20 protein-coding genes are annotated in these 23,965 nt (G+C 66.8%); 16 read left to right on the forward strand and 4 right to left on the reverse strand.

Features of this window, described 5'->3' with window-relative positions:
* The first annotated feature begins 384 nt into the window (after positions 1-384).
* From AC1DEY_RS12050 to AC1DEY_RS12075, 6 genes are all read left to right on the forward strand, one after another.
* Complete coding sequence (locus AC1DEY_RS12050) at positions 385-2,013, forward strand: ABC transporter substrate-binding protein (RefSeq protein WP_441407410.1); 1,629 nt, start codon at positions 385-387, stop codon at positions 2,011-2,013.
* Between the two features lie 134 nt (positions 2,014-2,147).
* Positions 2,148-3,239: an ABC transporter permease gene (locus AC1DEY_RS12055; protein WP_441407411.1), complete on the forward strand. Its 1,092-nt coding sequence runs from the start codon at positions 2,148-2,150 to the stop codon at positions 3,237-3,239.
* Between the two features lie 2 nt (positions 3,240-3,241).
* Complete coding sequence (locus AC1DEY_RS12060; RefSeq protein ID WP_476868132.1) at positions 3,242-4,255, forward strand: ABC transporter permease; 1,014 nt, start codon at positions 3,242-3,244, stop codon at positions 4,253-4,255.
* Entirely contained in the window at positions 4,252-5,955 is a 1,704-nt protein-coding gene (locus tag AC1DEY_RS12065; RefSeq protein ID WP_476868133.1) for an ABC transporter ATP-binding protein, read from the forward strand. The genes AC1DEY_RS12060 and AC1DEY_RS12065 overlap by 4 nt, the downstream gene beginning before the upstream one ends.
* 131 nt (positions 5,956-6,086) lie before the next feature.
* On the forward strand, positions 6,087-6,503 hold the full coding sequence (locus AC1DEY_RS12070; RefSeq protein ID WP_476868134.1) for a chorismate mutase: 417 nt from the start codon (positions 6,087-6,089) through the stop codon (positions 6,501-6,503).
* 2 nt (positions 6,504-6,505) lie between these two features.
* The gene (locus tag AC1DEY_RS12075; protein WP_476868135.1) at positions 6,506-7,549 is read left to right on the forward strand and encodes a uroporphyrinogen decarboxylase/cobalamine-independent methonine synthase family protein; all 1,044 of its coding nucleotides are present in this window, start codon (positions 6,506-6,508) and stop codon (positions 7,547-7,549) included.
* A gap of 47 nt (positions 7,550-7,596) precedes the next feature.
* Here AC1DEY_RS12075 and AC1DEY_RS12080 read toward each other — a convergent pair whose 3' ends face one another.
* Positions 7,597-8,304 carry a DUF4166 domain-containing protein gene (locus tag AC1DEY_RS12080; protein WP_476868136.1) on the reverse strand — a complete coding sequence of 236 codons (708 nt, stop codon included), beginning with the start codon at positions 8,302-8,304 and terminating at the stop codon, positions 7,597-7,599.
* Between the two features lie 181 nt (positions 8,305-8,485).
* Between AC1DEY_RS12080 and mtrA the strand changes: the two genes are divergently transcribed.
* The 7 genes from mtrA to secA all read left to right on the forward strand — a co-directional run bounded on the left by mtrA (position 8,486) and on the right by secA (position 19,073).
* Positions 8,486-9,160 carry an MtrAB system response regulator MtrA gene (gene mtrA, locus AC1DEY_RS12085; protein ID WP_026538469.1) on the forward strand — a complete coding sequence of 225 codons (675 nt, stop codon included), beginning with the start codon at positions 8,486-8,488 and terminating at the stop codon, positions 9,158-9,160.
* A 64-nt stretch (positions 9,161-9,224) separates the two neighbouring features.
* On the forward strand, positions 9,225-11,312 hold the full coding sequence (gene mtrB, locus AC1DEY_RS12090; protein WP_476868137.1) for an MtrAB system histidine kinase MtrB: 2,088 nt from the start codon (positions 9,225-9,227) through the stop codon (positions 11,310-11,312).
* Positions 11,309-13,033: an LpqB family beta-propeller domain-containing protein gene (locus AC1DEY_RS12095; protein WP_476868138.1), complete on the forward strand. Its 1,725-nt coding sequence runs from the start codon at positions 11,309-11,311 to the stop codon at positions 13,031-13,033. Before mtrB ends, AC1DEY_RS12095 begins: the two co-directional genes overlap by 4 nt.
* Positions 13,034-13,101: 68 nt before the next feature.
* Entirely contained in the window at positions 13,102-14,088 is a 987-nt protein-coding gene (locus AC1DEY_RS12100) for a ComF family protein (protein WP_476868139.1), read from the forward strand.
* A 170-nt stretch (positions 14,089-14,258) separates the two neighbouring features.
* The gene (hpf, locus tag AC1DEY_RS12105; protein ID WP_441407420.1) at positions 14,259-14,984 is read left to right on the forward strand and encodes a ribosome hibernation-promoting factor, HPF/YfiA family; all 726 of its coding nucleotides are present in this window, start codon (positions 14,259-14,261) and stop codon (positions 14,982-14,984) included.
* Between the two features lie 32 nt (positions 14,985-15,016).
* Complete coding sequence (locus AC1DEY_RS12110) at positions 15,017-16,231, forward strand: winged helix-turn-helix domain-containing protein (protein WP_476868140.1); 1,215 nt, start codon at positions 15,017-15,019, stop codon at positions 16,229-16,231.
* A 103-nt stretch (positions 16,232-16,334) separates the two neighbouring features.
* Positions 16,335-19,073 carry a preprotein translocase subunit SecA gene (gene secA / locus AC1DEY_RS12115; RefSeq protein ID WP_476868141.1) on the forward strand — a complete coding sequence of 913 codons (2,739 nt, stop codon included), beginning with the start codon at positions 16,335-16,337 and terminating at the stop codon, positions 19,071-19,073.
* Between the two features lie 173 nt (positions 19,074-19,246).
* Here secA and AC1DEY_RS12120 read toward each other — a convergent pair whose 3' ends face one another.
* Entirely contained in the window at positions 19,247-19,729 is a 483-nt protein-coding gene (locus AC1DEY_RS12120; protein WP_476868142.1) for an Rv3235 family protein, read from the reverse strand.
* A gap of 140 nt (positions 19,730-19,869) precedes the next feature.
* Positions 19,870-20,697 (reverse strand): LysM peptidoglycan-binding domain-containing protein, encoded by an 828-nt coding sequence (locus tag AC1DEY_RS12125; protein WP_476868143.1) that lies wholly within the window; start codon positions 20,695-20,697, stop codon positions 19,870-19,872.
* 281 nt (positions 20,698-20,978) lie between these two features.
* Between AC1DEY_RS12125 and AC1DEY_RS12130 the strand changes: the two genes are divergently transcribed.
* A complete protein-coding gene (locus tag AC1DEY_RS12130; protein ID WP_476868144.1) occupies positions 20,979-21,548 on the forward strand; it encodes a hypothetical protein in 570 nt (189 codons plus the stop codon).
* A gap of 25 nt (positions 21,549-21,573) precedes the next feature.
* Here the strand turns inward: AC1DEY_RS12130 and AC1DEY_RS12135 are convergent, their stop codons facing one another.
* Positions 21,574-21,795 carry a helix-turn-helix domain-containing protein gene (locus tag AC1DEY_RS12135; RefSeq protein ID WP_018775212.1) on the reverse strand — a complete coding sequence of 74 codons (222 nt, stop codon included), beginning with the start codon at positions 21,793-21,795 and terminating at the stop codon, positions 21,574-21,576.
* Between the two features lie 153 nt (positions 21,796-21,948).
* Here AC1DEY_RS12135 and AC1DEY_RS12140 point away from each other — a divergent pair, with 153 nt between their 5' ends.
* Together AC1DEY_RS12140 and AC1DEY_RS12145 are read left to right on the forward strand one after the other, a co-directional pair.
* Positions 21,949-22,593 (forward strand): CpaB family protein, encoded by a 645-nt coding sequence (locus AC1DEY_RS12140; RefSeq protein WP_476868145.1) that lies wholly within the window; start codon positions 21,949-21,951, stop codon positions 22,591-22,593.
* Positions 22,590-23,924 (forward strand): CpaE/TadZ family protein, encoded by a 1,335-nt coding sequence (locus tag AC1DEY_RS12145; RefSeq protein ID WP_476868146.1) that lies wholly within the window; start codon positions 22,590-22,592, stop codon positions 23,922-23,924. The genes AC1DEY_RS12140 and AC1DEY_RS12145 overlap by 4 nt, the downstream gene beginning before the upstream one ends.
* Positions 23,925-23,965 lie beyond the last annotated feature (41 nt).

The raw sequence follows: 23,965 nt of genomic DNA on the forward strand, positions 1-23,965 counted from the left end.
GTACCAGGGCAGCCGYGTGCTGGGCCAGGCCACGATCGAYGCCGCCCGSTCSCTGCAGCGGGCCGCGCTCTAGGCGCCCGCCACACCCAGTCCCCACGCAATCAAACGAAGGGCCCCGCCACGTGGCGGGGCCCTTCGTCGCGTTGCCCCGGCTTGCCGCGGGCGTTGCAGATGCGCCCGCTACCTGTCGAAGATCCGGGCAGAATCCTGAAGAAAATGAGAGAAACCTTCGAATCGTGTAAATTTTGTGTCTCAACTCACAAAATGCAACGATTCACCGAATGGTTGTCTGGTTGAATCTAGGAATCAGCAAAGCGTGCCGCCCATCGAGTCATTCGTTTCACTTTGGGCTGCGCTAGAACGCATCGAACAGAAAGTTCACAGATGGCAATGAACAAAAAGGCCTGGCAGAGCGTCATCGCGCTGGCCGGGGTTTCCGCCTTTGCACTGACGGCCTGCACAGGGCCGACCGGCGGCGCTGGCGGGTCATCAGCCGCAGCAAGCGGTCCGATCGCCTACGGCACCACGGACAAGGTCACCGCCTTGGATCCTGCGGGCGCGTATGACAACGGTTCGTTTATGGTGATGAACCAGATCTACTCTTTCCTCCTCAACTCGAAGCCCGGCAGCGCAGATCCCGTGCCGGACCTGGCCGAGTCTGCGTCCTTCACCTCGCCGACCGAGTACACGGTCAAGCTCAAGCCGGGCCTCAAATGGGCCAACGGGCACACGCTCGACTCCAAGGACGTCAAGTTCTCCTTCGACCGGCAGACCAAGATCAACGATCCCGCCGGCCCCGCCAGCCTGCTGACCAACATCGACAGCATCACCGCCCCCGATGCCAACACCGTGGTCTTCAAGCTGAAGCAGGCAAACGACCAGACGTTCGCTCAGATCCTCAGCAGCCCCGCCGCGCCGATCGTAGACGATGAAGTCTTCCCGGCCGACAAACTGCTTGACGACGACTCGATCGTCAAGGCCAAGGCGTTCTACGGCCAGTACGTGATCGACACGTACAAGAAGAACGAGCTGGTCAGCTTCAAGGCATTCCCTGACTACCAGGGAGTCCTCGGCAAGCCGGCCAACGATGCCGCCACGATCAAGTACTACGCCGACCCCACCAACATGAAGCTGGACATCCAGCAGGGGAACATCGACGTCGCGAACCGCAGCCTGAGCGCCACCGACGTCGATGACCTGAAGAAGGACTCCAAGGTCAAGGTCAACATTGGCCCCGGCGGCGAAATCCGCTACATCACGTTCAACTACGACACCATGCCGTTCGGCGCGAAGGCTCCGGATGCAGATCCGGCCAAGGCGCTCGCCGTCCGCCAGGCCATCGCGAACCTCGTTGACCGCCAGTCCATCGCGGACCAGGTCTACAAGGGCACCTACCTGCCGCTGTACTCCAACGTTCCCAGCGGTTTCCTCGGCGCCAACGAATCGTTCAAGGACGCTTACGGCGACGCCGGCAAGCCCAGCCTGGACAAGGCCAAGAAGGTCCTGGCCGACGCCGGTGTGACGACTCCCGTCTCGATGAACCTGCAGTACAACCCGGACCACTACGGCAAGTCCTCCGGCGACGAGTACGCCATGATCAAGGACCAGCTGGAGAAGTCCGGTTTGTTCAAGGTCAACCTGCAGTCCACGGAATGGGTCACCTACAGCAAGGCCAGCCGGGCCGATGAGTACCCCCTGTTCCAGTTTGGCTGGTTCCCGGACTTCAGCGACGCCGACAACTACCTGACCCCGTTCTTCCCGGAGGGCGGCTTCCTGAAGAACCACTACAACAACCCGACCGTCAACGACCTGATCAGCAAGCAGCTCACCACCGTTGATAAGACTGAACGCGAGTCCACGATCAAGGATGCGCAGAATGCCCTCGCCAAGGACATCTCCACGCTTCCGTTGCTCCAGGGCGCGCAGGTTGCCATTTCCGGCAGCGGTGTCAAGGGTGTCGATTCCACCCTCGATGCCTCCTTCAAGTTCCGTTTGGGAACTATTTCCAAGTAAGGCTGCATCCGTGCTGTCCTGACCAGCCTGCGAGGCGGGGCGCCCTGAAGGCGCCCCGCCTTTGCTGGTCATTGCCGCACCCCGCAGTTCACGCCGGCCCGCCCAAGGCCGCGACAGCACAATCTTAGGTACCAATGACAACATTGACTGAGGCGCCGCTAAACGACGCCGACGGACTTCTTCCGTCCAAGAAAAAATCCTCGGGTGGGGGCTTGGGGACCTACATCCTGGTCCGGTTCTTCCTGATCATTCCGACCATTTTCATTTTGGTGACTTTGGTCTTCTTCCTGATGCGGGTCATCGGCGACCCCATCACCGCAGCGCAGGGCGGCAGGCTTCCCCCGGAGGCGCTCGCGCAGCGCATCCACGACGCCGGCTACGACCGCCCGATCCTCGTGCAGTACCTCGAATACGTTGGCCAGGTGGCGACCGGCAATTTCGGCACCACCATCACCGACCGCCGGCCCGTTGTCGAAATGATCATCACCTTTGGCACGGCAACCCTGGAACTGGCCATCAATGCCCTCATCGTGGCGCTTTTGGTCGGCATCCCGCTCGGGCTCATCTCCGCCTACAAACGCGATAAGGCGCCCGACGCCGTCCTGCGGTTCTTCGCCATCCTCTGCTATGCCACCCCGGTATTCTTCGCCGGCCTGCTGATGAAGCTGGCCTTCTCCGTCTGGCTCGGCTGGCTGCCCGTCGCAGGACGGGCCTCCACCAGGACCGAACTGGCCATGGGAAGCCTGGCCGCACCGACCGGGATCTACTGGCTGGATGCCTTGCGCAGCGGCAACATGGCTGCGTTCGGCGACGTCGCGTCCCATTCAGTCCTCCCCGCACTCACTCTGGGGCTGCTGACGGCAGGGGTCTTCCTGCGGCTGGTCCGCACCAACGTCATCGGAACACTGGGCAAGGACTACGTCGAGGCCGGCAGGTCCCGCGGCGTCAGCAATTTCCGGCTCGTGACCAAGCATGCCTACAAGCCTGCCCTGATTCCGATCATCACAGTCATGGGGCTCCAGATTGCCCTCCTGCTCGGCGGCGCCGTTCTCACTGAGTCCACCTTCGAGTGGAAGGGCCTCGGCTACCAGCTGGTGCAATACCTGAACGCCCGCGACTTCGTCGCCGTCCAGGGAATCGTCGTGATGCTGGCGGTTATCGTTGCCGTCACGAACTTCATCGTGGACGTCGTCGCAGCCCTGATCGACCCGCGAGTGAGGTACTAACCATGAATGCAACCAAAGTAAGCGGGCGCAAGCAGCCCCTCTTCTACCGGCTGCCGGTGATCTCGCATTTCCGCTCGAGCGTCGGGCTGCAGCGCGGCATGCTCGTCACCGGCCTGGTCCTGTCCGTCGTCTTCCTGCTCGTCGCCGTGTTTGCGCCGTGGATCGCGCCCTACGGGTTTGCCCAGCTCAGCGACGCAGCGGGTCCCTTCCCGACACAGCAGCCCCCCAGTCCGGCCCACATCTGGGGCACCACGGTGGGTGGCTATGACGTCTATTCCCGAGTGCTCTGGGGCGCCCAGACGGCCGCGGTGGTCATCATCGTCGCCGTGGCCATGTCAATCTTCCTCGGCGTAGCCCTCGGCCTCGTCAGCGGGTACTTCGGCGGCTGGCTCGATCGGTTGCTCGTGGTGATCGCCGATGCGATCTACGCATTCCCGTCCCTGCTGCTGGCCATCGTGATGTCAATAGTCATCAGCCACGGCCAGTCCAGTTTCTGGGGAGGCATTGTTGCCTGCTCCATCTCCATCTCGGTGGTGTTCGTCCCGCAGTACTTCCGCGTCATCCGGGCCGAGACCATCCGGCTAAAGGCGGAGCCGTACGTCGAGTCAGCCAAGGTGGTGGGTGCCTCAAGCGTTCGCATCATGGGTCGGCACATCTTCAAGAACGCAACCCGCACGCTGCCATTGATTTTCACGTTGAATGCGTCCGAGGCCATCCTGACCCTGGCGGGCCTCGGCTTCCTCGGGTTCGGCATCGAACCGACCTCTGCCGCCGAGTGGGGCTACGACCTGAACAAGGCCATAGCAGACGCCTCCTCGGGCATCTGGTGGACCGGTGTTTACCCCGGTACGGCGATCGTCCTGACCGTGCTTGGGCTGACCCTCGTCGGTGAGAGCATCAACGACCTCAACGATCCCCGCCTGCGGGGCCGGAAGAAGGCTGTGGCAGGCAAGGGCGGACCTGACTCCACCGCCGGTGCCCAGGCTGCACTCGAAGCAGAATCGAGAGTTCTATGACCATCAACATCGACAAGCCTGGCCAGGGCGCGGGCCCGGTCCTGGACATCGACCGCCTCAAGGTCACGTTCGCCACTGATGCCGGGGACGTGTACGCCGTCAAGGACGTCAGCCTCCAGGTCAACCCCGGCGAGGTTGTGGCCATCGTTGGCGAATCGGGATCCGGCAAGACTGTAACGGCCAAGACCATCCTGGGACTCTTGCCGGAGACGGCTATCAGTCAGGGCGCGGTCCTGATCAACGGCAACAACGTCATCAGCGTCAGCGAGGCGAAACTGCGGGAGATCAGGGGCCGCGATGTGGCCATGGTGTTCCAGGAACCATCCACCGCCCTTAACCCGGTCTTCACCGTGGGCTGGCAGATCGCCGAAGGAATCCGCGCACACGCCGGCACTGGCGGCCGCAGCAAGGTCTCGGCCAAGGAAGCCAAGGCGCGGGCAATTGAAGCCCTCCGCAAAGTGGGCATCCCGGACCCGGAAACGCGGGTCAACTACTACCCGCACCAGTTCTCGGGCGGCCAGAAACAGCGCGTTGTGATTGCCGCAGCGCTGGCCCTGAACCCTGGCCTCATCGTGGCGGACGAGCCGACGACTGCCCTGGACGTCACCGTGCAGGCCGAGATCCTTGAACTGCTGCGGGACCTGCGCGACAACTACGGAACGTCCATCGTTCTGATTACGCACAATATGGGCGTTGTCGCCGACCTCGCCGACCGCGTCGTGGTCATGTACCAGGGCGACGTTGTGGAGGAGGCATCCTCACGGGTGCTCTTCGCCCAGCCCAAGGAGGACTACACCAAGAAGCTCCTCGCCGCTGTGCCGCACTTGGGCCGCAACTCCGCGTCGGAGGGTATGGTGGAGCGCGCCCACCAGGGCGGCAAAGTGCTGGTTGAGGCCAAGAACCTGACCATCGAGTACCCGGGGCGGCTGGGCAGCCCGGCCTTCAAGGCCGTTGACGGCGTCAGCTTCACCGTGTCCGAAGGCGAAGTTTTCGGTCTCGTGGGGGAGTCCGGTTCCGGCAAGACCACCATCGGCCGGGCGATCGCGGGACTCAACCGGACCACGGGCGGCAGCCTGAATGTGCTGGGTTACGAAATGCTGAACTTCAAGGAGCGCACCTTCAAGCCGCTCCGCAAGGAGATCGGCTTCGTATTCCAGGACCCGGCGGCCTCGTTCAACCCGCAGCTGACCATCGGCGACTGTGTGGCGGAACCGCTGATCATCCACTCGAACCCGACCGCGGCTGAGGCGCGCAAGCGGGTCGGTGAGCTGCTCGAGTCAGTGCAGCTGCCGGCGTCGTACGCTGACCGGTTCCCGCACGAACTCTCCGGCGGGCAGCGCCAGCGTGCCTCCCTGGCGCGGGCGCTCATCCTGAACCCGAAGCTGCTTATCGCGGATGAGCCGACCTCGGCCCTGGACGTGTCCGTGCAGGCCGTGGTGCTGGAACTGTTCAAGGAAATCCAGSAGGARTTCGGCTTCGCSKSCCTSTTCATCAGCCAYGACCTCGCCGTGGTGGACATGCTCTCCCACTGGGTCGGGGTGCTCTACAAGGGCAAGATGGTGGAGCAGGGCCTCGGTAACCAGGTGATGGGCAACCCGCAGCACGACTACACGAAGAAGCTCATCGCTTCGCTGCCTGTTCCGGATCCCGACGAGCAGGCCAGGCGCCGCGAGGCGTTCAAGGCCGTGCTTCACAGCTAGGCCCACCGCCAAGGGACATGCCCACCGTTCACCATGAACGGTGGGCATGTCCCTTTTGCGTGCCGGGCCAGGCCCCTGCAACGGCGCTTAACAGCCGAAGGCATTAGCCGCCGTGCCCCTAGACTGGATCAATGACCGAGCAGAACCTCAATCTTCCTGAAACCGATTCCTACGACCCGGCGGCAAGCTCCCTGGCCGGTTCCGTGGACCCCGCGGTGATGGCGGAGCTGTTGTCGATCCGCTCCAGCATCGACAACATCGATGCCACCCTCGTCTTCCTCCTGGCCGAGCGCTTCAAGGCGACCCAGAAGGTCGGCTTCCTCAAGGCCGCACACAAACTTCCCGCCGGGGACCCCGGCCGGGAAACGGCCCAGATCGCCCGGCTGCGGCACCTCGCCGCCGAGGCCCACCTCGACCCGGCATTCGCGGAGAAATTCCTGAACTTCATCATCGGCGAGGTCATCCGCCACCACGAGGCCATTGCCGAAGACCACCAGGCCGCCCAGGCCTCCGGCTCCGCGGACGCAGCCCGCACCGCAGACGCCTGACCATGGCCGGAACAGACTCGCCCGCTCCGGGGCAAGTGACCGCGACGGGCCTGGGCCCGTGGCCCGGCGAGGACCCGGCTGAGGCCGCCCGCATCATCCGCGGTGAACTGGGCACCCCGCACCTGCCGTTCCTTGCCGAACTTCCCGACCGCGGCGTCGGCTCCGATGCACTGGGCCGGACAGCGTCCCTGCTCGTGGAGCTGGCAGTCGACGTCCAGCCGCATGGCTGGAGGTTCGTGGACCGTCCCGGCAAGGACCTGCAGCGGGCAAAATCCGCCCTGTCCACCGACATCAACATCCTGGCGGACGTGATCGGGGCCGAGGAAGCGCCGTCGGAGGATATCAAGATCCAGCTGCGCGGGCCGCTCAGCCTTGCCGCCGGCCTGCACCTGCACAACGGGGAACGGGCCCTGATCGACTTTGGYGCCCGMCGYGAGATTGCGGCTTCGCTGGCAGCGGGTGTGGAAGGYTACCTCAARCGGGTGGCAGAGGCTGCCCCMGGTGCCCGGATCGTGGTCCAAATCGACGAACCTGAGATTKCCTCCGTGCTGGCCGGCACCATTCCCACCTCCAGCGGTTACCGGACCCTGCGCTCGGTGCCGGGCCGGGAAGTCACCGAGTCCTGGCAATTGGTCATCGACGCGCTCCGGGCCGCCGGCGCCGTGGAAACCGTCGTGGCCGTCTCCGAGGTCGAGGCGCCCTTCGAGYGGATCCTGGCGGCCGGCGCCGACGGAATCGCCGTGCCGCTCCGGGCCYTGACCTCGCGCCAGTGGGARCAACTCGCGGGCGCGGTGGAGGCCGGCAAGCGGCTCTGGGCCGGCGCGCTGGACGTGACGGATCCCGCTGCGAGGCTGCCCAGGGTTGGCGACGTCGTGGAAAACGTGTGGCGCCCGTGGCGGCAGCTGGGTCTGCCGGCGTCCACGCTGGGGGCGCTGAGGGTCACGCCGTCGGAGGGTCTGGCGCTGCACGCACCGGCCGCGGCGAGGGCGGTCCTGACCCGGCTGACCCAGGCGGCGGACGGACTCAACCAGCTCGCCCTCGGCTAGCCAGCGCCCGGGTCCGCCGGTGACGCCGGTGACGCCGGCATCCCGACTCAGACCCTGCTCTCCCAGCCGTCCGGACGTGCGTGCCCGGGCAGGAAGCCCAGCGTCGCCACACCGCCGGGATAAGGCTCGAGCCGGTAGTCGAAGTGGCCGGCGTACACCAGGACCAGGCCGAGCTGGGGCTGGATCACCTTGACCTGGATCCGGTGGCGGCCGCCGTCCTGCGGCTCCCACCACTGCTCGGCATAGGCCTTGGCGTCGAGCGCCGCCGGCAGCGGAATCCGCAGTGGACCGAGGAACAGCCGGGAGGCCTCGGAGACGCCGCGGAGCCTGCCCTCGGGCGTCACGCTGAGATTGAGGTCGGTGGTGAGCCGCCGGAACCTGCCCACGTAGTCCACGAGCCGCGGCTGGCCCCCGGATTCGTCAAGGCTGGTGGTGTCGTGGAACAGCCGGGTGGTTCCGGGGAAGAAGATCTCGCGCCGGGCCGTCAGGCTTGACCTGCCGAACGGGTCCAGATGGGCGTGGTTTTCGATCCGGAAGCGGACGCCCTCGCCGTATTCGGGGAAGAAGGCCTGCTCGCCGGCGGTGAGCCGCAGCAGGGGCCTYAGCCAGGCCTGCCGGCAGCCGACGACGTCGAAGACCCCCTCGCCGACGCCATAGTGGCCGGACCCCGGCGCCAACGCGAAGTATTCTTGRAGTTCCGGCTGCAGCCGGGCAGAGTCAGGGCCCAGGGCGCGCTTGTAGATGGGGGTGTTCACGGGTTCCTCCTGCGGTCCGGRCCGGTGTAAGGGGCTTTTCCACAGCATGCAGGACATGGCGGCAATTGTCACAACTTTCCGGCGCCTCGGCGCGGTCCGGGCCGCCACGGCACGCCCGCCTGCGCCATGCCGGTGGGCCGCCCGATACGACAAAGCCAATTCAATGGGGGAATATATAACTATGAAGGCACGCATTCTGGTAGTGGACGATGACGAGGCGCTCGCCGAGATGATWGGTATTGTGCTGCGCAATGACGGCTTCGAACCCGTCTTCTGCGCCGACGGAGCACAGGCGCTGGACGTGTTCCGCTCCTCCAAACCGGACCTCGTCCTGCTTGACCTGATGCTTCCGGGCATGGACGGCATTGAAGTGTGCCGCCAGGTCCGTGCCGAGTCAGACGTCCCGATCGTGATGCTGACCGCCAAAGCGGACACCTCGGACGTGGTCCGCGGCCTGGAGTCCGGGGCCGATGACTACGTTCCCAAGCCTTTCAAACCCGCCGAGCTGGTCGCCCGCGTCCGGGCCCGGCTCCGCCCGGGCGACCAGAAGGCCCCGGAAACGCTGCGGATCGCCGACGTCACGATCGACGTCGCCGGCCACCTGGTCAGCCGCGGCAACGACCGGATCTCCCTGACGCCGCTGGAATTCGACCTCCTTGTCGCCCTGGCCCGCAAGCCGTGGCAAGTGTTTACGCGTGAACTGCTCCTGGAGCAGGTCTGGGGCTACCGGCACGCCGCCGACACCCGGCTGGTCAATGTCCATGTCCAGCGGCTGAGGTCCAAGATTGAACGCGATCCAGAAGCCCCCGAAGTTGTATTGACGGTCCGTGGTGTCGGCTATAAAGCAGGTTCCTGAGCCYGCGGACCGCAGTGTCCCGCAGMGCATAGCGACGGCGGAGTCGCCGGARATGACGCCGGAAATGACGCMRGACRCGGCGCCGGCAGAGTTGTCCGCWGAGTCGTCCGCCCCGTCCGCCGCTCCGCCCGCCGCCCTGCCCRCCGTCGACCTCGACGGCGAGCCCGCCATCGTGCCCGAGATCCTGCACGAGCCCGGGACGCCCCCTGCCGGCGGCGGACCGGGTCTTTGGCGCGGATTCGCCTTCCGTACCCGGCTGTGGGCCAAGCGCGCGAGGATCGTTGGCGTCCGGGTCGCACGCCTGGTCCGGACCGGGGGACGGCGCTTCTGGCCCGGCGTCCTCTACCTGCTCCGCTCGGTGCAGAAGAAGTGGCGGCGTTCGCTGCAGTTCCGGACCGTCCTGACCACGCTCCTGCTGGCCATCGGCTCGTTCGCGGTCGTTGGCGCCTACCTGTCCAACCAGATCGCCAACAACCTGTTCCAGGAGCGGCTCGCCCAGGCCGAATCGGAGACGCGCTACAACGTCAAGCAGGTCCAGGACACGTTCGACGGCGCCCAGGTCACGGACCAGTCCAGCGTCATCACGCTGGTCTACGACACCCTGAACGCCGTCGAGGGCCGCGGGTCCGTGATCCAGCGTCGCTACGTCTTCGAGGCCATGCCGGAGCAGACCAAGCCGCGCAACCGCTGGGTTGAATCCCGGGCCTCCGACCAGCTCACCATCGGCGTCATCCCSCCGGACCTGCGCAAAGCCGTGCAGGACTCCGGCAAGGACCAGTACTGGGCCTCCACGCAGTTCCCCGTGGGGACCGAGGACCGRCCCGGCATCGCCGTCGGSAACAAGGTGACCTTCAACGGCACCGTCTACGAGCTTTACCTCATCTACGACCTCAACACGGCGCAGAAGACACTGGACGAGATCCAGAACGTCCTGCTGGCCGGCGGTGCCCTGCTGGTGCTGATGATCGGCGGCGTCGCCTGGTATGTCACCCGCAACGTGGTCAGCCCGGTCAGCCATGCCGCCGTCGTYTCGGAGAAGCTCGCGGCCGGACAGCTGCAGGAACGCATGGTGGTCAAGGGCGAGGACGAGGTCGCCCGGCTCGGTGCCTCSTTCAACCACATGGCGGCAAGCCTCCAGGAGCAAATCACGCAGCTGGCCACGCTCTCGCAAATGCAGCAGCGCTTCGTCTCCGATGTCTCCCACGAGCTCCGCACGCCGCTGACCACGGTGCGCATGGCCGCGGAAGTCCTTTATGACGCGCGCGARGATTTCGACCCCATCAACAAGCGGTCCGCAGAGCTGCTCTACAACCAGGTGGAGCGCTTCCARTCGCTCCTGGCGGACCTCCTGGAAATTTCCCGCTTTGACGCGGGCGCGGCCACCCTCGACGCCGAACCRACGGACATTGTGCARCTCGTGGCGCACGTCATTGAGGGGGTGGCGCCGGTCGCCGCCGAATAYGGCTCAGCCGTGACCCTCAACRCYCCGGCCGGCAGCATCATTGTCGACATGGACGACCGCAGGATCGAYCGGATCCTGCGYAACCTCATCCTGAACGCCCTTGARCACGGCGAGGGCCGGCCCGTCAACGTCTCCGTGGCCGCCAACGGCACTTCGGTAGCCGTGGCCGTACGGGATCACGGCATCGGCATGACCCCGGCTGAGGCCGCCCGCGTCTTCGACCGCTTCTGGCGCGCCGATCCCGCCCGGGCCCGCACCACGGGCGGCAGCGGCCTGGGCCTGTCCATCGCCGCGGAGGACACCAAGCTCCACGACGGCTGGCTGCAGGCGTGGGGGAGCAAGGGCCACGGCTCGAACTTCCGCCTGACCCTTCCGCTGCGCCGCGACGAGCCGATCACCAAGTCCCCGCTCCAGCTCGAGCCGGTGCATGTCGGCCTCCCGGCGGCGGGCACCCAGCGGACCGTCGTGCTGCTGGACCCGCCGCGAACCGCGGAAGCCTCGCCGGGGACCCCGGAGACCGGCGTCGCCCGCGGGGCCGCGGCAGACGGCGCCACAGATGATTTTGCTGATGACTTCACTGGCGACGGCGGCGGCAGCGACGGCGGCGCCGTCGGCGGGGCCGTCGGCGGGGCAAACCCGGACGGCGGACCGGCCGGCCCCGGGGGAACTGGGACGGAGGGCAGGGCATGAGCAGTGTTTCCATGTCGGGAAAATTCACCCGGGTGGGGGCAGCGTTGCTTGCTGTGCTCCTGCTGCTGTTGACCTCGTGTGCCCAGATTCCGCGCTCCGGGCCGGTGGGCAAGAGCACKGACGAGAGCGCGGGAAACCCCAACGCCCCGGTCTTCTTCCCGTCCGCGCCGCGTCCGGGCGCGGGACCCGAGGCTGTCATCGAGGACTTCTACCTGGCCGGCAGCGGCTATGAGGATGACTACGCCGTGGCCCGGCAGTACCTCACCCAGGGTTCGTCGGTGACCTGGAAACCGGACCAGCGGGCCCTCGTTTTCCGAAAGGCCACAGTGGTGGCCACCGGCGTCGAAAACGTCTTCAACTACCAGCTCGACGTCGCCTATTCGGTGGACGCCGACGGCGTGGCCACGCAGCTTCCCGAAGGCACCACCGAGAGCATCCCGGTCACGCTGACCCAGGTGGACGGCGAGTGGCGGATCTCCGATCTCCCGGACGGGACGGCCATTCCGGAAGAGACCTTCAAGGTCATCTACGGCGCGTACCCGATTTATTTCTACGACCCCACGTTCACGTACGCCGTGCCGGACGTCCGGTGGTTCATCCGCAAGAAGACCGTCAAGGCCATGACGAGCGCCCTGCTGGGCGGACCTGCCCCGTACCTCAAGGGCGCCGTCGTCAGTGCGTTCCCGTCCGGCATCAAGCTGGCCCGCGAGTCCGTGCCCGTGGTCTCCGGCGCAGCGCAGGTCGATCTCACCGCCAAGGACCTCGTCGACGCCTCCAACGAGGACCGGCTGCGGATGCAGACCCAGCTGGCCCTGACGTTCCGCAGCCAGCCGGATGTCATCAATGTCGAGCTCCGGGCAAACCAGGACCTGGTGCGTGTCGAGGACAACGGCACGGTCCTGCCCCCTGTCCGGGATGAAAGCATCCCCGCCTACCAGATCGCCGTCAGCAACAACGACCTGGTCCGGTACGAGAACAACCGGCTCTCACCGCTGCCWGACATCCAGTCCGTCGCGGCCCTCTCGCCGCGGGCRCCTGCGGAGTCGACCGAGTCGCAGGCCGCCGCGTTCCTCAACGCCGCCCGCACCACGCTGTACTCAATCGTTCCGGGCCAGCCTGCCAGGGCACTGACCACGCGGGCCTCSCTGTCCAGGCCGTCCTTCGGCCGGTACGACTGGGTCTGGACCGCCGGACCGGGYGCGGCCGGAGCCACGGAAGTGGTGGCCTACCGGCCCGTCGGCGTGGCGGAGAGCGCCACCGTGCCCACYGTCACCCTKACRCCGGGTTGGCTCGCCGGCAGGACCGTCAAGGAGTTCCGGATTTCCCGGGACGGYACGCGCGCGCTGGTCATTTCGGAGCAGAACGGGAAGAGCAAAGTCCAGATCACCGGSATCATCCGWAACGCCGACGGCACGCCAAGGGAYCTGACCGTGCCCCTGACGCTGCTCACCCCCCGGGATCCTGACCAGGGGGTCTGGGTGGATGACACCACGGTCGCGGTCATGAAGGCCTCCGCCAGCGATGCCGTCACCCCCGAGCTGTTGTCCCTGACTTCAGCGGAGCCGCAGCAGCTGGCGCCGTGGCCAGGTCTCACTGCCCTCAGCGCAGGCAACGGCACATCCGAGATCTACGGCCAGTCAGCGGAAGGGATCTTCCAGCGGCTGGGCAACGGCTGGTCACCGCAGCTCAAGGGACCGATCGACCCGTCGTTCCCCGGCTGACCGGGGAGTTGTCCACATAGCGGCCCRCGGCGCTGCCACCGACGCCGTCCCCGGTCCAGGATCGGASGATGAACAGCCACCCAGCCCGGCAGACTGCCCTGCAAGCAACCCAGCACACCGGACAGGACATCGGGCACGGGCGGCCGGCCGCGGATCCGGACCTTGCCCCGGCCGCAGCCACATCGGCGCGGCACCGCGGCAGTTACGCCCGGCCGCTGGCGAGACTGTGCGACCGGACGGCCGAGGCAGCGGCGGAGGTGGTCGCCCTGGCCATTCCCGTGGACTGCGTGTGCTGCGGCGCGGAAGACTCGGCGCTCTGCGGCGCTTGCTCCCGGCAGCTCCGCCTGCTGACGCTGAAGCCGTTCCGGGCCGAGGCCCAGGCCCCGGCCCTGATGGACATGGACGGGTCGGTGCTGTTGCCCGTGGTGGCTGCAGGGGCCTACCGGGCAGAGCTGGCCCAGTGCCTGCTGTCCTTCAAAAGCCATGGGCAGCAGCGGCTGGCCGGCGAGCTGGCCCGGGGCTTGGCGCGGGCTCTGCACGCCGCGGCCGGGCAGGCGCAGGGTCTCGTCCTCGTCCCGGTGCCCACAAGCTCCGCCGCGTACCGCAAACGCGGTTTCAGTCCCGTCCATCTCCTGCTCCGCCGGCTCGTCCGCGGCGGCGGAATCCCGAGCTTCACCGTCGCCGATGCCCTGCGAAAAACGCGGCCGCCGGCGGTGAGTTGGATGCCGCTCGAACTKCTGCGGTCCCGCCGGAACGGGGAGCGGTACCTGCGCGGCGGACAGWAAGGACTGGACCGCGGTGCCCGCGCTTTACGGGTCCGCGGGTCCATGCGGGCCCGAGCCGGCCCCTGGTCGCCGCAGGTCTGGGGACGGCCCTGCATCATCGTCGATGACGTGCTGACCACCGGCGCGACCCTGGCGGAGGCGGCCCGCGCGCTGCGGGCTGCGGGGGCCATTGTCAGCGGTGCCGTGGTGGTGGCCGCGACACGCCCGCCTGCCCCTGCCGACGTCGGCGTCGCCAGGCCCGACATGGCGGGCGTAAAGGGCGGGACGTAAAAAAATAAACCGTAAAAGGATGAATAACAGGTGTCTATGAACTAACGTCGATGATGGGTACCAAGAACAGATGTACCTGTCGATAGCGGCTCGGAAAGGGGCTCGACTGTCAGTCAGATCGGCCCCGGGAAGTACCGCCGTCGTGTCACCGAAGTCATTTGGAGGGCACCATGGAGTTCATGATTAGCGGACGCAACTTGACGGTCTCAGACCGATTCCGCGAATATGCCGACGACAAGATCTCAAAGATCGCGTCGCTGGGAGACAAGGTCCAGAGGGTAGACGCGAAGGTCACCAAGGAGACCAAAGCCCGCCAGACCGCCGAATCGCTCACGGTTGAGTTGACAGTCCTGGGGCGCGGCCCGGTTATCCGCGCAGAAGCGAGTGCCGCCGACAAGTTCGCCGCGTTCGACCTCGCCTACAACAAGCTTCTTGAACGCCTGCGCAGGGCCAGGGACCGCAGGAAGGTCCACCACGGCCGGCACACCCCGAAGTCCGTCACCGAGGCGACAGCAGCCCTCGAACCGGCCAGCCCCAGCGAACCTCTTTACGTGGAGGCGGCGCACCAGCAGGAGACCCAAACGCCGGCGGCCGAGAAGTCCCCCTACGATGTCGAGAACGATATTCCGGCCGGCGATTCGCCCGTGCTGATCCGCCGGAAGGTATTCCCCGCGGCCCAGATCACCCTCGATGACGCCGTCGACAACATGGAACTTGTGGGTCACGACTTCTACCTTTTCGTGGACAAGGAAACCAAGGCGCCGTCGGTCGTTTACCGGCGCGAGGGCTGGACCTACGGGGTCATCTCCTTGGACCAGACGTGCGAGCCCGGACATTCGAGTCTGGAAGAGAAAATCCTGGCCTACCGTTCAGAGGATGAGCCCGCCAGCGCATAAGCTGGGGCAAAACATCCGACGAAGGGACTAACGTGCAAGCATCGCTGAGCCTGTCACAGGCACGGCGGATCGCATTGGCAGCCCAGGGATTGGACAAAGTACGGCCCGCCGGACCCGTGAGCGCACGGGCGGTGGGCCGTACCTTTGCCCGGCTGCACTTGGTCCAGATCGACTCCGTCAATGTGGTGTCCCGCAGCCACTTCCTGCCATTCTTCTCGCGGCTGGGCAACTACGACCGCACCATCCTGCAGCGGATGGCCGGGACCCACCCCCGCCGGATGATCGAGTACTGGGCCCACGAAGCGTGCTTCATCCGCCCGGACCACTTCCAGGATCTCGTGCAGTGGCAGAACCGCAAATGGGTGGGCGCGCACACCATGGACCCGGAACTGCGCAACGGCGTGGCGGCCCGGGTGCTGGAAACCCTGGCGGCCGGCAAACCAATGACAGCGGGCGAACTGACGGCCAGGCTCGGCCACGTGGAGGACCGGCAGCAGGACAACTGGGGCTGGAACTGGAATGTGGTCAAGAGGGTGCTGGAACATCTGTTCGAAGAGGGCCTTGTCTCCGCATCGTCGCGGACCGATTCCTTCGAACGGCGCTATATGCTCACCGCCAGGGTGCTGCCCGGGCCGGGAGGAACGCCGGAGCCCGAACCGGACGCGGCCGTCGCGATGGACCGTTTGATCGACGCCGCGGCCCAGGCCCACGGCATTGGGACGGTGCGGTGCTTCGCGGACTATTTCCGGACGCCGCAGAAAGCCGCCGCCGTGTCAGTCGCGAACCTCGTGGACACCGGCCGGCTGCAGCCGGTAAAGGTCGCCGGCTGGGACCGGCCGCTGTACCGCCACGCAGAGGCCAAACTTCCGCGTTCAGCCACCGGCCGGGCGCTCCTGAGCCCCTTCGACTCCCTGGTGTTCGAACGCCGCCGGCTCGAGGAACTGTTCGGGTTCCACTACCGGATCGAGATCTACACTCCGGAGCCGAAGCGGAAGTACGGCTACTACGTCCTGCCGTTCCTGCTCCGCGACGGGATCGTCGCGCGGGTGGACCTCAAGGCGGACCGGGCCGGCGGCCGGCTCCTGGTCAGGGCCGCCCACGCCGAACCCGGCGCGCCGGCGGACACCGCCGTCGAACTGGCCGCGGAACTGCACCTCATGGCAGAGTGGCTGGGACTGGCCGGGGTTGTTGTCTCGCCAACGGGGGACCTCGCGCCGGCGCTCGCCGAAGCCGTGGCTGCCCGGTAAACAGCAGTATCCGCTGTGAGGGAACAGGCGCCWCCSGCCCTGCGTCTCTCCCGTAGACTRAACACGCCRGAATTCGGCAGATTGAGACTGGGAGCAATTTCACGTGGCATCACTTATCGAAAAACTTCTCCGCACGGGTGACAAAAAAACCCTGCGGCAACTGCGGAACTATGCCGATTCCATTAATGCCCTGGAGAGCTCCTTCCAGACCTTCACGGACGCCGAGCTCCGCGAGGAGACGGACCGTCTGCGCGAACGCCACCAGGCCGGCGAAAAGCTCGACGATCTGCTGCCCGAAGCGTTCGCTGCGGTACGCGAGGCCTCCTCCCGTACCCTGGGCATGCGCCACTTCGACGTCCAGCTCATGGGCGGTGCCGCCCTGCACCTGGGCAACATCGCCGAGATGAAGACCGGTGAAGGTAAGACCCTGGTGGCCACTGCTCCGGCCTACCTCAATGCCCTCTCCGGCAAGGGCGTCCACGTAGTCACCGTGAACGACTACCTCGCCGAATACCAGTCCGACCTCATGGGCCGCGTCTACCGTTTCCTAGGCCTGACCAGCGGCTGCATCCTCTCCAACCAGGACCCCGCGCTGCGCCGCGAGCAGTACGCCGCGGACATCACCTACGGCACCAACAACGAATTCGGCTTCGACTACCTGCGCGACAACATGGCGTGGGACAGTTCCGAACTCGTCCAGCGCGGCCACCACTTTGCCGTCGTTGACGAAGTGGACTCGATCCTCATCGACGAGGCCCGCACCCCGCTCATCATCTCTGGCCCCGCCCAGGGCGACACCAACCGGTGGTACAGCGAATTCGCCAAGGTGGTCACCCGCCTGCACGCCGAGACCGACTACGAAGTCGATGAGAAGAAGCGCACCGTCGGTGTCCTGGAGGCCGGCATCGAAAAGGTCGAGGACTACCTCGGCATCCACAACCTCTACGAGTCCGCCAACACGCCTCTGATCGGCTTCCTGAACAACGCCATCAAGGCCAAGGAACTGTTCAAACGCGACAAGGACTACGTCATCCTCGACGGCGAGGTGCTGATCGTCGATGAGCACACCGGCCGCATCCTCGCCGGCCGGCGCTACAACGAGGGCATGCACCAGGCCATCGAAGCCAAGGAAGGCGTCGAGATCAAGGCCGAAAACCAGACCCTCGCCACGGTCACACTGCAGAACTACTTCCGCATGTACGACAAGCTCGCGGGCATGACCGGCACGGCCGAGACCGAGGCCGCCGAGTTCATGAGCACCTACAAGCTCGGCGTCGTCGCGATTCCCACCAACCGCGACATGACGCGTATTGACCAGGCCGACCTCGTCTACAAGAACGAGACCGTCAAGTTCGACGCCGTGGTCCAGGACATCGCCGAACGCCACGAAAACGGCCAGCCGGTCCTCGTGGGCACCACCAGCGTCGAGAAGAGCGAATACCTCTCCCGGTTGCTGGCCAAGGAAGGCGTCCGGCACGAGGTCCTGAACGCCAAGAACCACGCCCGTGAAGCGTCCATTGTGGCCCAGGCCGGCCGCAAGGGCGCCGTCACCGTCGCGACCAACATGGCCGGCCGCGGTACCGACATCATGCTCGGCGGCAACGCCGAGTTCACCGCCGTCGCCGAACTGGCCAAGCGGGGCCTGGACCCGGAGGAAAACTCCGAGGAATACGAGGCCGCATGGCCCGAGGCGTTCGAGTCTGCCAAGCAGGCCGTCAAGGACGAGCACGAGGAAGTCCTGAACCTGGGCGGGCTCTACGTTCTGGGTACCGAACGGCACGAGTCCCGCCGCATCGACAACCAGCTCCGCGGACGTTCCGGACGCCAAGGTGACCCGGGCGAGTCCCGGTTCTACCTCTCGCTGACCGATGACCTCATGCGCCTGTTCAACTCCGGCGCGGCCGAACGGCTCATGAACAGCTCGGTGCCGGACGACGTCGCGCTCGAATCCAAGCTCGTCTCGCGTGCCATTGCCTCGGCCCAGGGCCAGGTGGAAGGCCGCAACGCCGAGCAGCGCAAGAACGTGCTGAAGTACGACGACGTCCTGAACCGCCAGCGCGAGGCCATCTACGGTGACCGGCGCCGCATTCTGGAAGGCGACGACCTCCACGAGAAGGTCCAGTACTTCCTGGAAGACACCATCAACGCCTTCATCGATGCGGCCACGGCCGAGGGCACCGGCGACGACTGGGACTTCAACCTGCTGTGGTCCAACCTCAAGACCCTCTACCCGGTGAGCTTCACGCCGCGCGACGTCATTGACGAAGCCGGCGGCAAGTCCCGCATCACCGTCGACTTCCTCCGCGAAGAGATCCTCTCCGATGCCCGCCTGGTCTACCAGGCCAGGGAACAGGCGATCGGCTCCGAGAGCATGCGCGAACTGGAACGCCGGGTGGTGCTGTCCGTCATCGGGCGGAAGTGGCAGGAACACCTCTACGAGATGGACTAYCTCAAGGAGGGCATCGGGCTSCGCGCCATGGCCCAGCGCGATCCCCTGGTCGAGTACCAGCGCGAGGGCTTCATCATGTTCCAGGCCATGATGGAGGCCATCCGCGAGGAGAGCGTCGGCTTCCTGTTCAACCTCGACGTCGAAGTGACGCCGGCCGAGGACGTTGTTGTCGCGGACGCCGAGGGCCAGCACACCGAACACCACGAGCCGCAGATCCACGCTGCCGGACTCGAAGCCCCGGAGAAACCCGCGCAGCTGCAGTACACCGCCCCCGGCGAGGACGGCGCCGCCCAGACCCGGATCGAGGCCAAGAGCTCCGGGCGATCGGGAAACCCGGCCAAGGCCGCCGCGCAGGACATCGGCCGCCGCGCGGCAAAGAAGAAGCGGCGCTAGGCACGAAGCCAACGCACGGGAGGACCGGAGCAACTGCTCCGGTCCTCCCGTATTTCCGCCTCCTTTCCTGACAGGCCCGGCCCGGTCAGGGACGGCCCGGTTCCTGCCTGTTGCTGGCTGTTGGGGGCTGGTTCTGCCCTCGGCTCCGCTGCCTTGGATTACGTCCCCGCGGTTCAGCCGATTTCCAGCACGGTGACGCGCCAGGCAACCGTGCCTCGCTCCAGTCGCAGCGCGACGGCGCGGACCCGTGCTTCCTCGACCACCACAGCGCTGGCCTCGTAGATGCCATCAGACACGCGGCAGGCCCGGACGGTCCGCACGGAAGGGTTACGGTGCAGCCGGCCCGCTGTTGGCGAGCTGCCGGAGGCGACCCGGCGGGTCAGCGCGGCGCGGTGCTGCAGGGCCGCCAGGCAACGCGGATCCAGGCGGCGGGAGAGCTGCTGGGCCGGCCGGGTGCCGGCCAGCACCTCTATGGCGGCCTGCACGGTGCTGCGCGAGATCGCACAAATCTCGCGGGCTTCGTCAACGACCTGCAGCGGCGGAGCGGCCGCGGCGGCGTGGATGGCCGGCGTTGCCGTGCCGGACACAACCCGGAGGGCAGGGACGTGCGGGACTGGGGTAGCCGCGGCCGGGCGGATCCCGGTGACTGCGTTCATGACGGTTCCTTTGCTTATAGCGGGTGACGGATGGAGGCGATTCTTCTGGGGGTGAGGCTCCTGCGGGTGCGGGTGCTGATGTTCGTGCGGATTGCTGGTTCTGGGTGTTCGGCCGGCCTTGTCGCGGCGCGGCCGGTGACTTAGCCTCCCGGCGGGAGGATGAGGACCTGTCCGGGCCGCAGCAGATGCGGGTTGGGTCCGATCGCTTGGCGGTTGCCCGCATACAGCCGGGGCCACTCCCGGGCGATGTCGGCGTCGGACGCGAACGGCCCCAGCGACGCCGCGGCGATGCTCCACAATGAGTCGCCGGACCTGACCGTCACCTCCCTGCGGGCGGCAGGAGTGTCCTGCGACCGCACGGGGCGTGCGGTGAGAGGGCCGGCATCCACGATCGGACTCAGCGGCTTCCATCGTGGATCCACCCCCGTAGTGGCGCCTGGACCTTGCGGCTCCGGCACTGGAGCCTGCCCGGGTGACGGTGTCCACGACGCCGATACCGCTGCCTGGGCGGGCCCGCCCGGGCCGGACCCGTCGGGTGCGGTGGCCGCGGTGGCCAAAGGTGCGGTCAGCAGTTGCAGCCCGACGGCGGCGAGAACCAGCCGTCGCATGAACGCCGGACTGAACCGGCCCGTGGCGGCCGCCGCGCGGGTCCTGCCGAGTCGGTCGAGCATTGCCGCTGCGACGGCGATGCCGAAGGACATCACCCACCAGGTGATGACGATCAGCCCGGCGGTATTTGCCGCGATCCCGAGCTGGTCCTCGAAGGAAAGCGACTGCTGGCGCGCCGAAGCCGACTGCCACCGCTGGACGAGGAAACTTCCCGTGGCCGCGAGGAAGATCCCCAGCAACAAAATGACCGCGGCCATGGCCGCGTCGGCCCGAACCGTTTGCCGGACCCCGGGCAGGGCCACCCCCACGGCCCCGGCCTGAGACTGGGACTGGGAATGCGTTCCTCCTGTCCGGTCCATGGCTCCTGCCTCCTTTCGTTCAACATCGTTTGATATCATTTGATGTTGTTTGGTTACTTTTAATGCTCTTGAGGGAAGTCTGGTCCCGTAAGGATCCGTTTGTCTAGATGCTTTCCATTGCCTGTGGATTGTCGGCCAGCTGTGGAATCCCGGACAGCGGTGGACTGAGTGGTGGGCTGAGCGGTGGACACCAGTGGATTGACGGGTGGACTGAGCGGTGGACTGACCCCTGGATTCACCTGCCGATTGACCGGTGCGGTAGGCGCGCCTACGCTGGCGCCATGCGGTGGGACGCCCTGTTTGACGACATGGAGGCACAGCTGGCTGCGCGCCAGCGGCTGGATTTTGAGGCGGAAGTTGCCGAACGCGCACTCGTGGACTCGGCTGGGGTGGAGCTCGCGGACCGGCTCCGCGGGTCCCTCGGGCTGAGGATCCGCGTGCAGGTGTCCTCAGGGGCGTCGTTCGAGGGCGAGCTCAGCCACGCAGGCAGCGAAGCCCTGGTGCTTGATGAGTCCCAGCATCAGGTGCTCATTCCCTACGCGGCGGCCGCACAGTATGTGGGTCTTTCACGGGTGGCGGTCACCGAGCCGTCCGCCGTCCGCCGGCGGCTCGGTTTGGGCAGCGCCCTGCGCGGGCTCGCCAGGAACCGTGCACGGGTAACAGTTTTTGTTGCGCGCGGGCGGGCAGAGGCGGGGCTTCACGGCGCCATTGAAACGGTGGGCCGGGACTTCCTGGACCTGGCCGTGACCCGCGAGGGCCAGGAGCGGGCTCCGGCAAGCGCCCGGCAGGTGGTGAGCATTCCTTTTGGCGCCCTCGCGGGCATCAGGTCCGCCGGAGCCGCGGGCGGCTAGCCGGTCGCCAGCAAGGGCAGTGGGCTCAACTCCCGGCAGACTTCGCCTTCGCCTCTTCGATCATCCGGCTGGCCTCGGCATAGCGTTCCTGGATGTACTGCTCCAGCATTTTCTCCTCGACGCGCCACTGGCCGCGTCCGCCCACCTGGATGGCCTTCAGCTCGCCGCTGCGAACCAGCGCGTAAGCGGCTGGGGAGTTGATCTGGAGCTGCTCGGCAACATCTGCGAGAGTCAGGAATCGGGGCATGAGTCCATTTTGCCACCGTTGATGCCTCTTGGTGCCGTTATCCACAGTTTGCGTCTGTTTGGCCGTGGATCTTCCGCCCGGACCGCCCGGGCGTAACAATAGGGGATGTCCGGCATCCCGGGAACGGACGGCGACGACAGGGGGAGCGGACGCATGAGTGGAAGCGCGGCAGCCGAAGGGGCCCGTTTGAAGAGGCCGTCCTGGAAGGACCCCCGGCTCCTCGTCGGAATCCTGCTGGTCCTGGCATCCGTGGTGGGCGTTGTCTCGCTGGTCGGCGCCGCGGACCAGACCACCGAGGCGTACGCGGCGCGCGAGCCGATCGCCGTCGGCGAGACGCTGACGCTCGAGAAGGTGCACCGGGTCAAAGTACGGCTCGGCGACGTGGAGGAGCACTATCTGACCCCGGAGGCCGGCCTGGAATCCGGGCTCGTGGCCGTGCAGAGGATCGGCAAGGACCAGCTGCTGCCGCGCGAAAGCGTCGGCCGGCTCGATGGGCTGGACCGCAAGCCCGTCGCCGTCACCGTTGAGGATAATCTCCCCGCCCAGGCCGTGGCGGGCTCCCGCGTGGACGTCTGGGTGGCGTTGCCGGACACCCGCAACGGTTTCAGCGAGCCCACCCTGCTCCTGTCCGGCGCAGAAATTGCGCAGGTCACCGTGGGCAGCAGTGCCCTGGGGTCCTCCCGGTCCACAGTGGTGATGGTGCTCGTGCCGGACGCCCAGATGCCCAAGCTGCTGGGAGCCCAGGCCAACAAAGCAAAGATCGCGGTCGTGTGGAATCCGGGCGGTGCCGCCCGATGAGCATTCCCGTCGTGACTGTGGGGGATTCCCGCGACGATCTGGTCGGCGGTTTGGAGCGGCTGCACGGACCCGTCTCCGTTGTCCGGCGGTGCGGCGAACTGGCTGAACTGCTGGCAGCCTGCCAGAGCGGGCTGGCCCGCGCCGCCGTCGTCGCGACGGGAAGTGAAGAGCTGACGGCCTCGCTGGTGGACCGGCTGTCTGCCGTCGGGGTGGTGGTCATCGCCCTGACCGACAATCCGGAGGAAACGTCCCGGCTGCGGACCATCGGAGTGGCCGCAGAAGCCCGTGCCGTTGATGCCGCAGCCCTGGCGTCGCGGATTTCTGCAGCGGTGGCCCAGCTCAGCGGCGACGGACACCGCCAGGAGCCAGCCGCGGCCGACGTCGACGCCGCCTCCTCCGCCGCAGCCACAGCCGCTGGACAGGCGGCGCGGCCATCCGGAGCGCGCGCCGCAGGCACCCGCAGCGCTGCCGCGAAGGGCCGGATCATAGCGGTCTGGGGCCCGGCCGGCGCGCCGGGCCGCACCCTGGTGGCCGCCAACATCGCAGGTGAACTGGCCGCGGAAGGACAATCCGTGCTGCTGGTCGACGCCGACAGTTACGGCGCCAGCGTGGCCGMCCTCCTGGGGCTGCTCGATGAGGCTGCCGGGCTGGCGCAGGCCTGCCGGCTGGCGGACCAGGGGCTGCTCGACGCCGAGGCCCTGCTCAGGATCGCCACCACCGTGGCGACCAAGGCCGGGACGTTCCGCGTGCTCACCGGGATCACGCGGGCGGACCGCTGGACCGAACTGCGTGCCGCGGCGCTCACGCTAGTCCTGGAGCGGGCACGCGAGATCGCCGATGTCACTGTGGTGGACACCGGTTTCTGCCTCGAAGCCGATGACGAGCTGGGCTTTGACGCGGGTGCGCCGCGGCGCAATGCTGCGACCCTGAGGAGCCTGGAATTGGCCGACACGGTCTTTGCCGTCGGAGCGGCCGACTCCATAGGAGTGCCGAGGCTGGTCCGCGGCCTGGCCGAGCTTCAGGCAGCCGTCCCGCAGGCATCACCCCAGGTGGTCATGAACAAAGTCCGCGCCGCCGCCGTCGGCCGGTCGCCGGAACGCCAACTCCGGGCAGCGTGGGAGCGCTACGGCCCGGCGGTGTCCCTGTCGGCGTTCCTGCCGTCGGACCCGGCGGCGAGCGATGCGGCGCTGCTCTCGGGGGCGCTTTTGCTCGAAGCGGCCCCCGAATCCGAGCTGCGGCGGGCGATCGCCAAACTGGTTTGTGCACCTGACCAGCGAAACACGAAATCCTTTGTCTTTTCTTCCACAGCACGGCGCCGGACAAACAGTTAGGGTCATCGTAAGGGCCGCAAAGAGGCGGCTGTGAACTTCTT

This window comes from Arthrobacter sp. 05T47 (assembly GCF_056395825.1).

Excerpts from the sequence above, each read along its gene's own strand:
- AC1DEY_RS12050 (WP_441407410.1), top strand. The coding sequence starts at position 385 with ATGGCAATGAACAAAAAGGCCTGGCAGAGCGTCATCGCGCTGGCCGGG.
- AC1DEY_RS12055 (WP_441407411.1), top strand. The coding sequence starts at position 2,148 with ATGACAACATTGACTGAGGCGCCGCTAAACGACGCCGACGGACTTCTT.
- AC1DEY_RS12060 (WP_476868132.1), top strand. The coding sequence starts at position 3,242 with ATGAATGCAACCAAAGTAAGCGGGCGCAAGCAGCCCCTCTTCTACCGG.
- AC1DEY_RS12070 (WP_476868134.1), top strand. The coding sequence starts at position 6,087 with ATGACCGAGCAGAACCTCAATCTTCCTGAAACCGATTCCTACGACCCG.
- hpf (WP_441407420.1), top strand. The coding sequence starts at position 14,259 with ATGGAGTTCATGATTAGCGGACGCAACTTGACGGTCTCAGACCGATTC.
- AC1DEY_RS12120 (WP_476868142.1), bottom strand. The coding sequence starts at position 19,729 with ATGAACGCAGTCACCGGGATCCGCCCGGCCGCGGCTACCCCAGTCCCG.
- AC1DEY_RS12125 (WP_476868143.1), bottom strand. The coding sequence starts at position 20,697 with ATGGACCGGACAGGAGGAACGCATTCCCAGTCCCAGTCTCAGGCCGGG.
- AC1DEY_RS12130 (WP_476868144.1), top strand. The coding sequence starts at position 20,979 with ATGCGGTGGGACGCCCTGTTTGACGACATGGAGGCACAGCTGGCTGCG.
- AC1DEY_RS12135 (WP_018775212.1), bottom strand. The coding sequence starts at position 21,795 with ATGCCCCGATTCCTGACTCTCGCAGATGTTGCCGAGCAGCTCCAGATC.
- AC1DEY_RS12140 (WP_476868145.1), top strand. The coding sequence starts at position 21,949 with ATGAGTGGAAGCGCGGCAGCCGAAGGGGCCCGTTTGAAGAGGCCGTCC.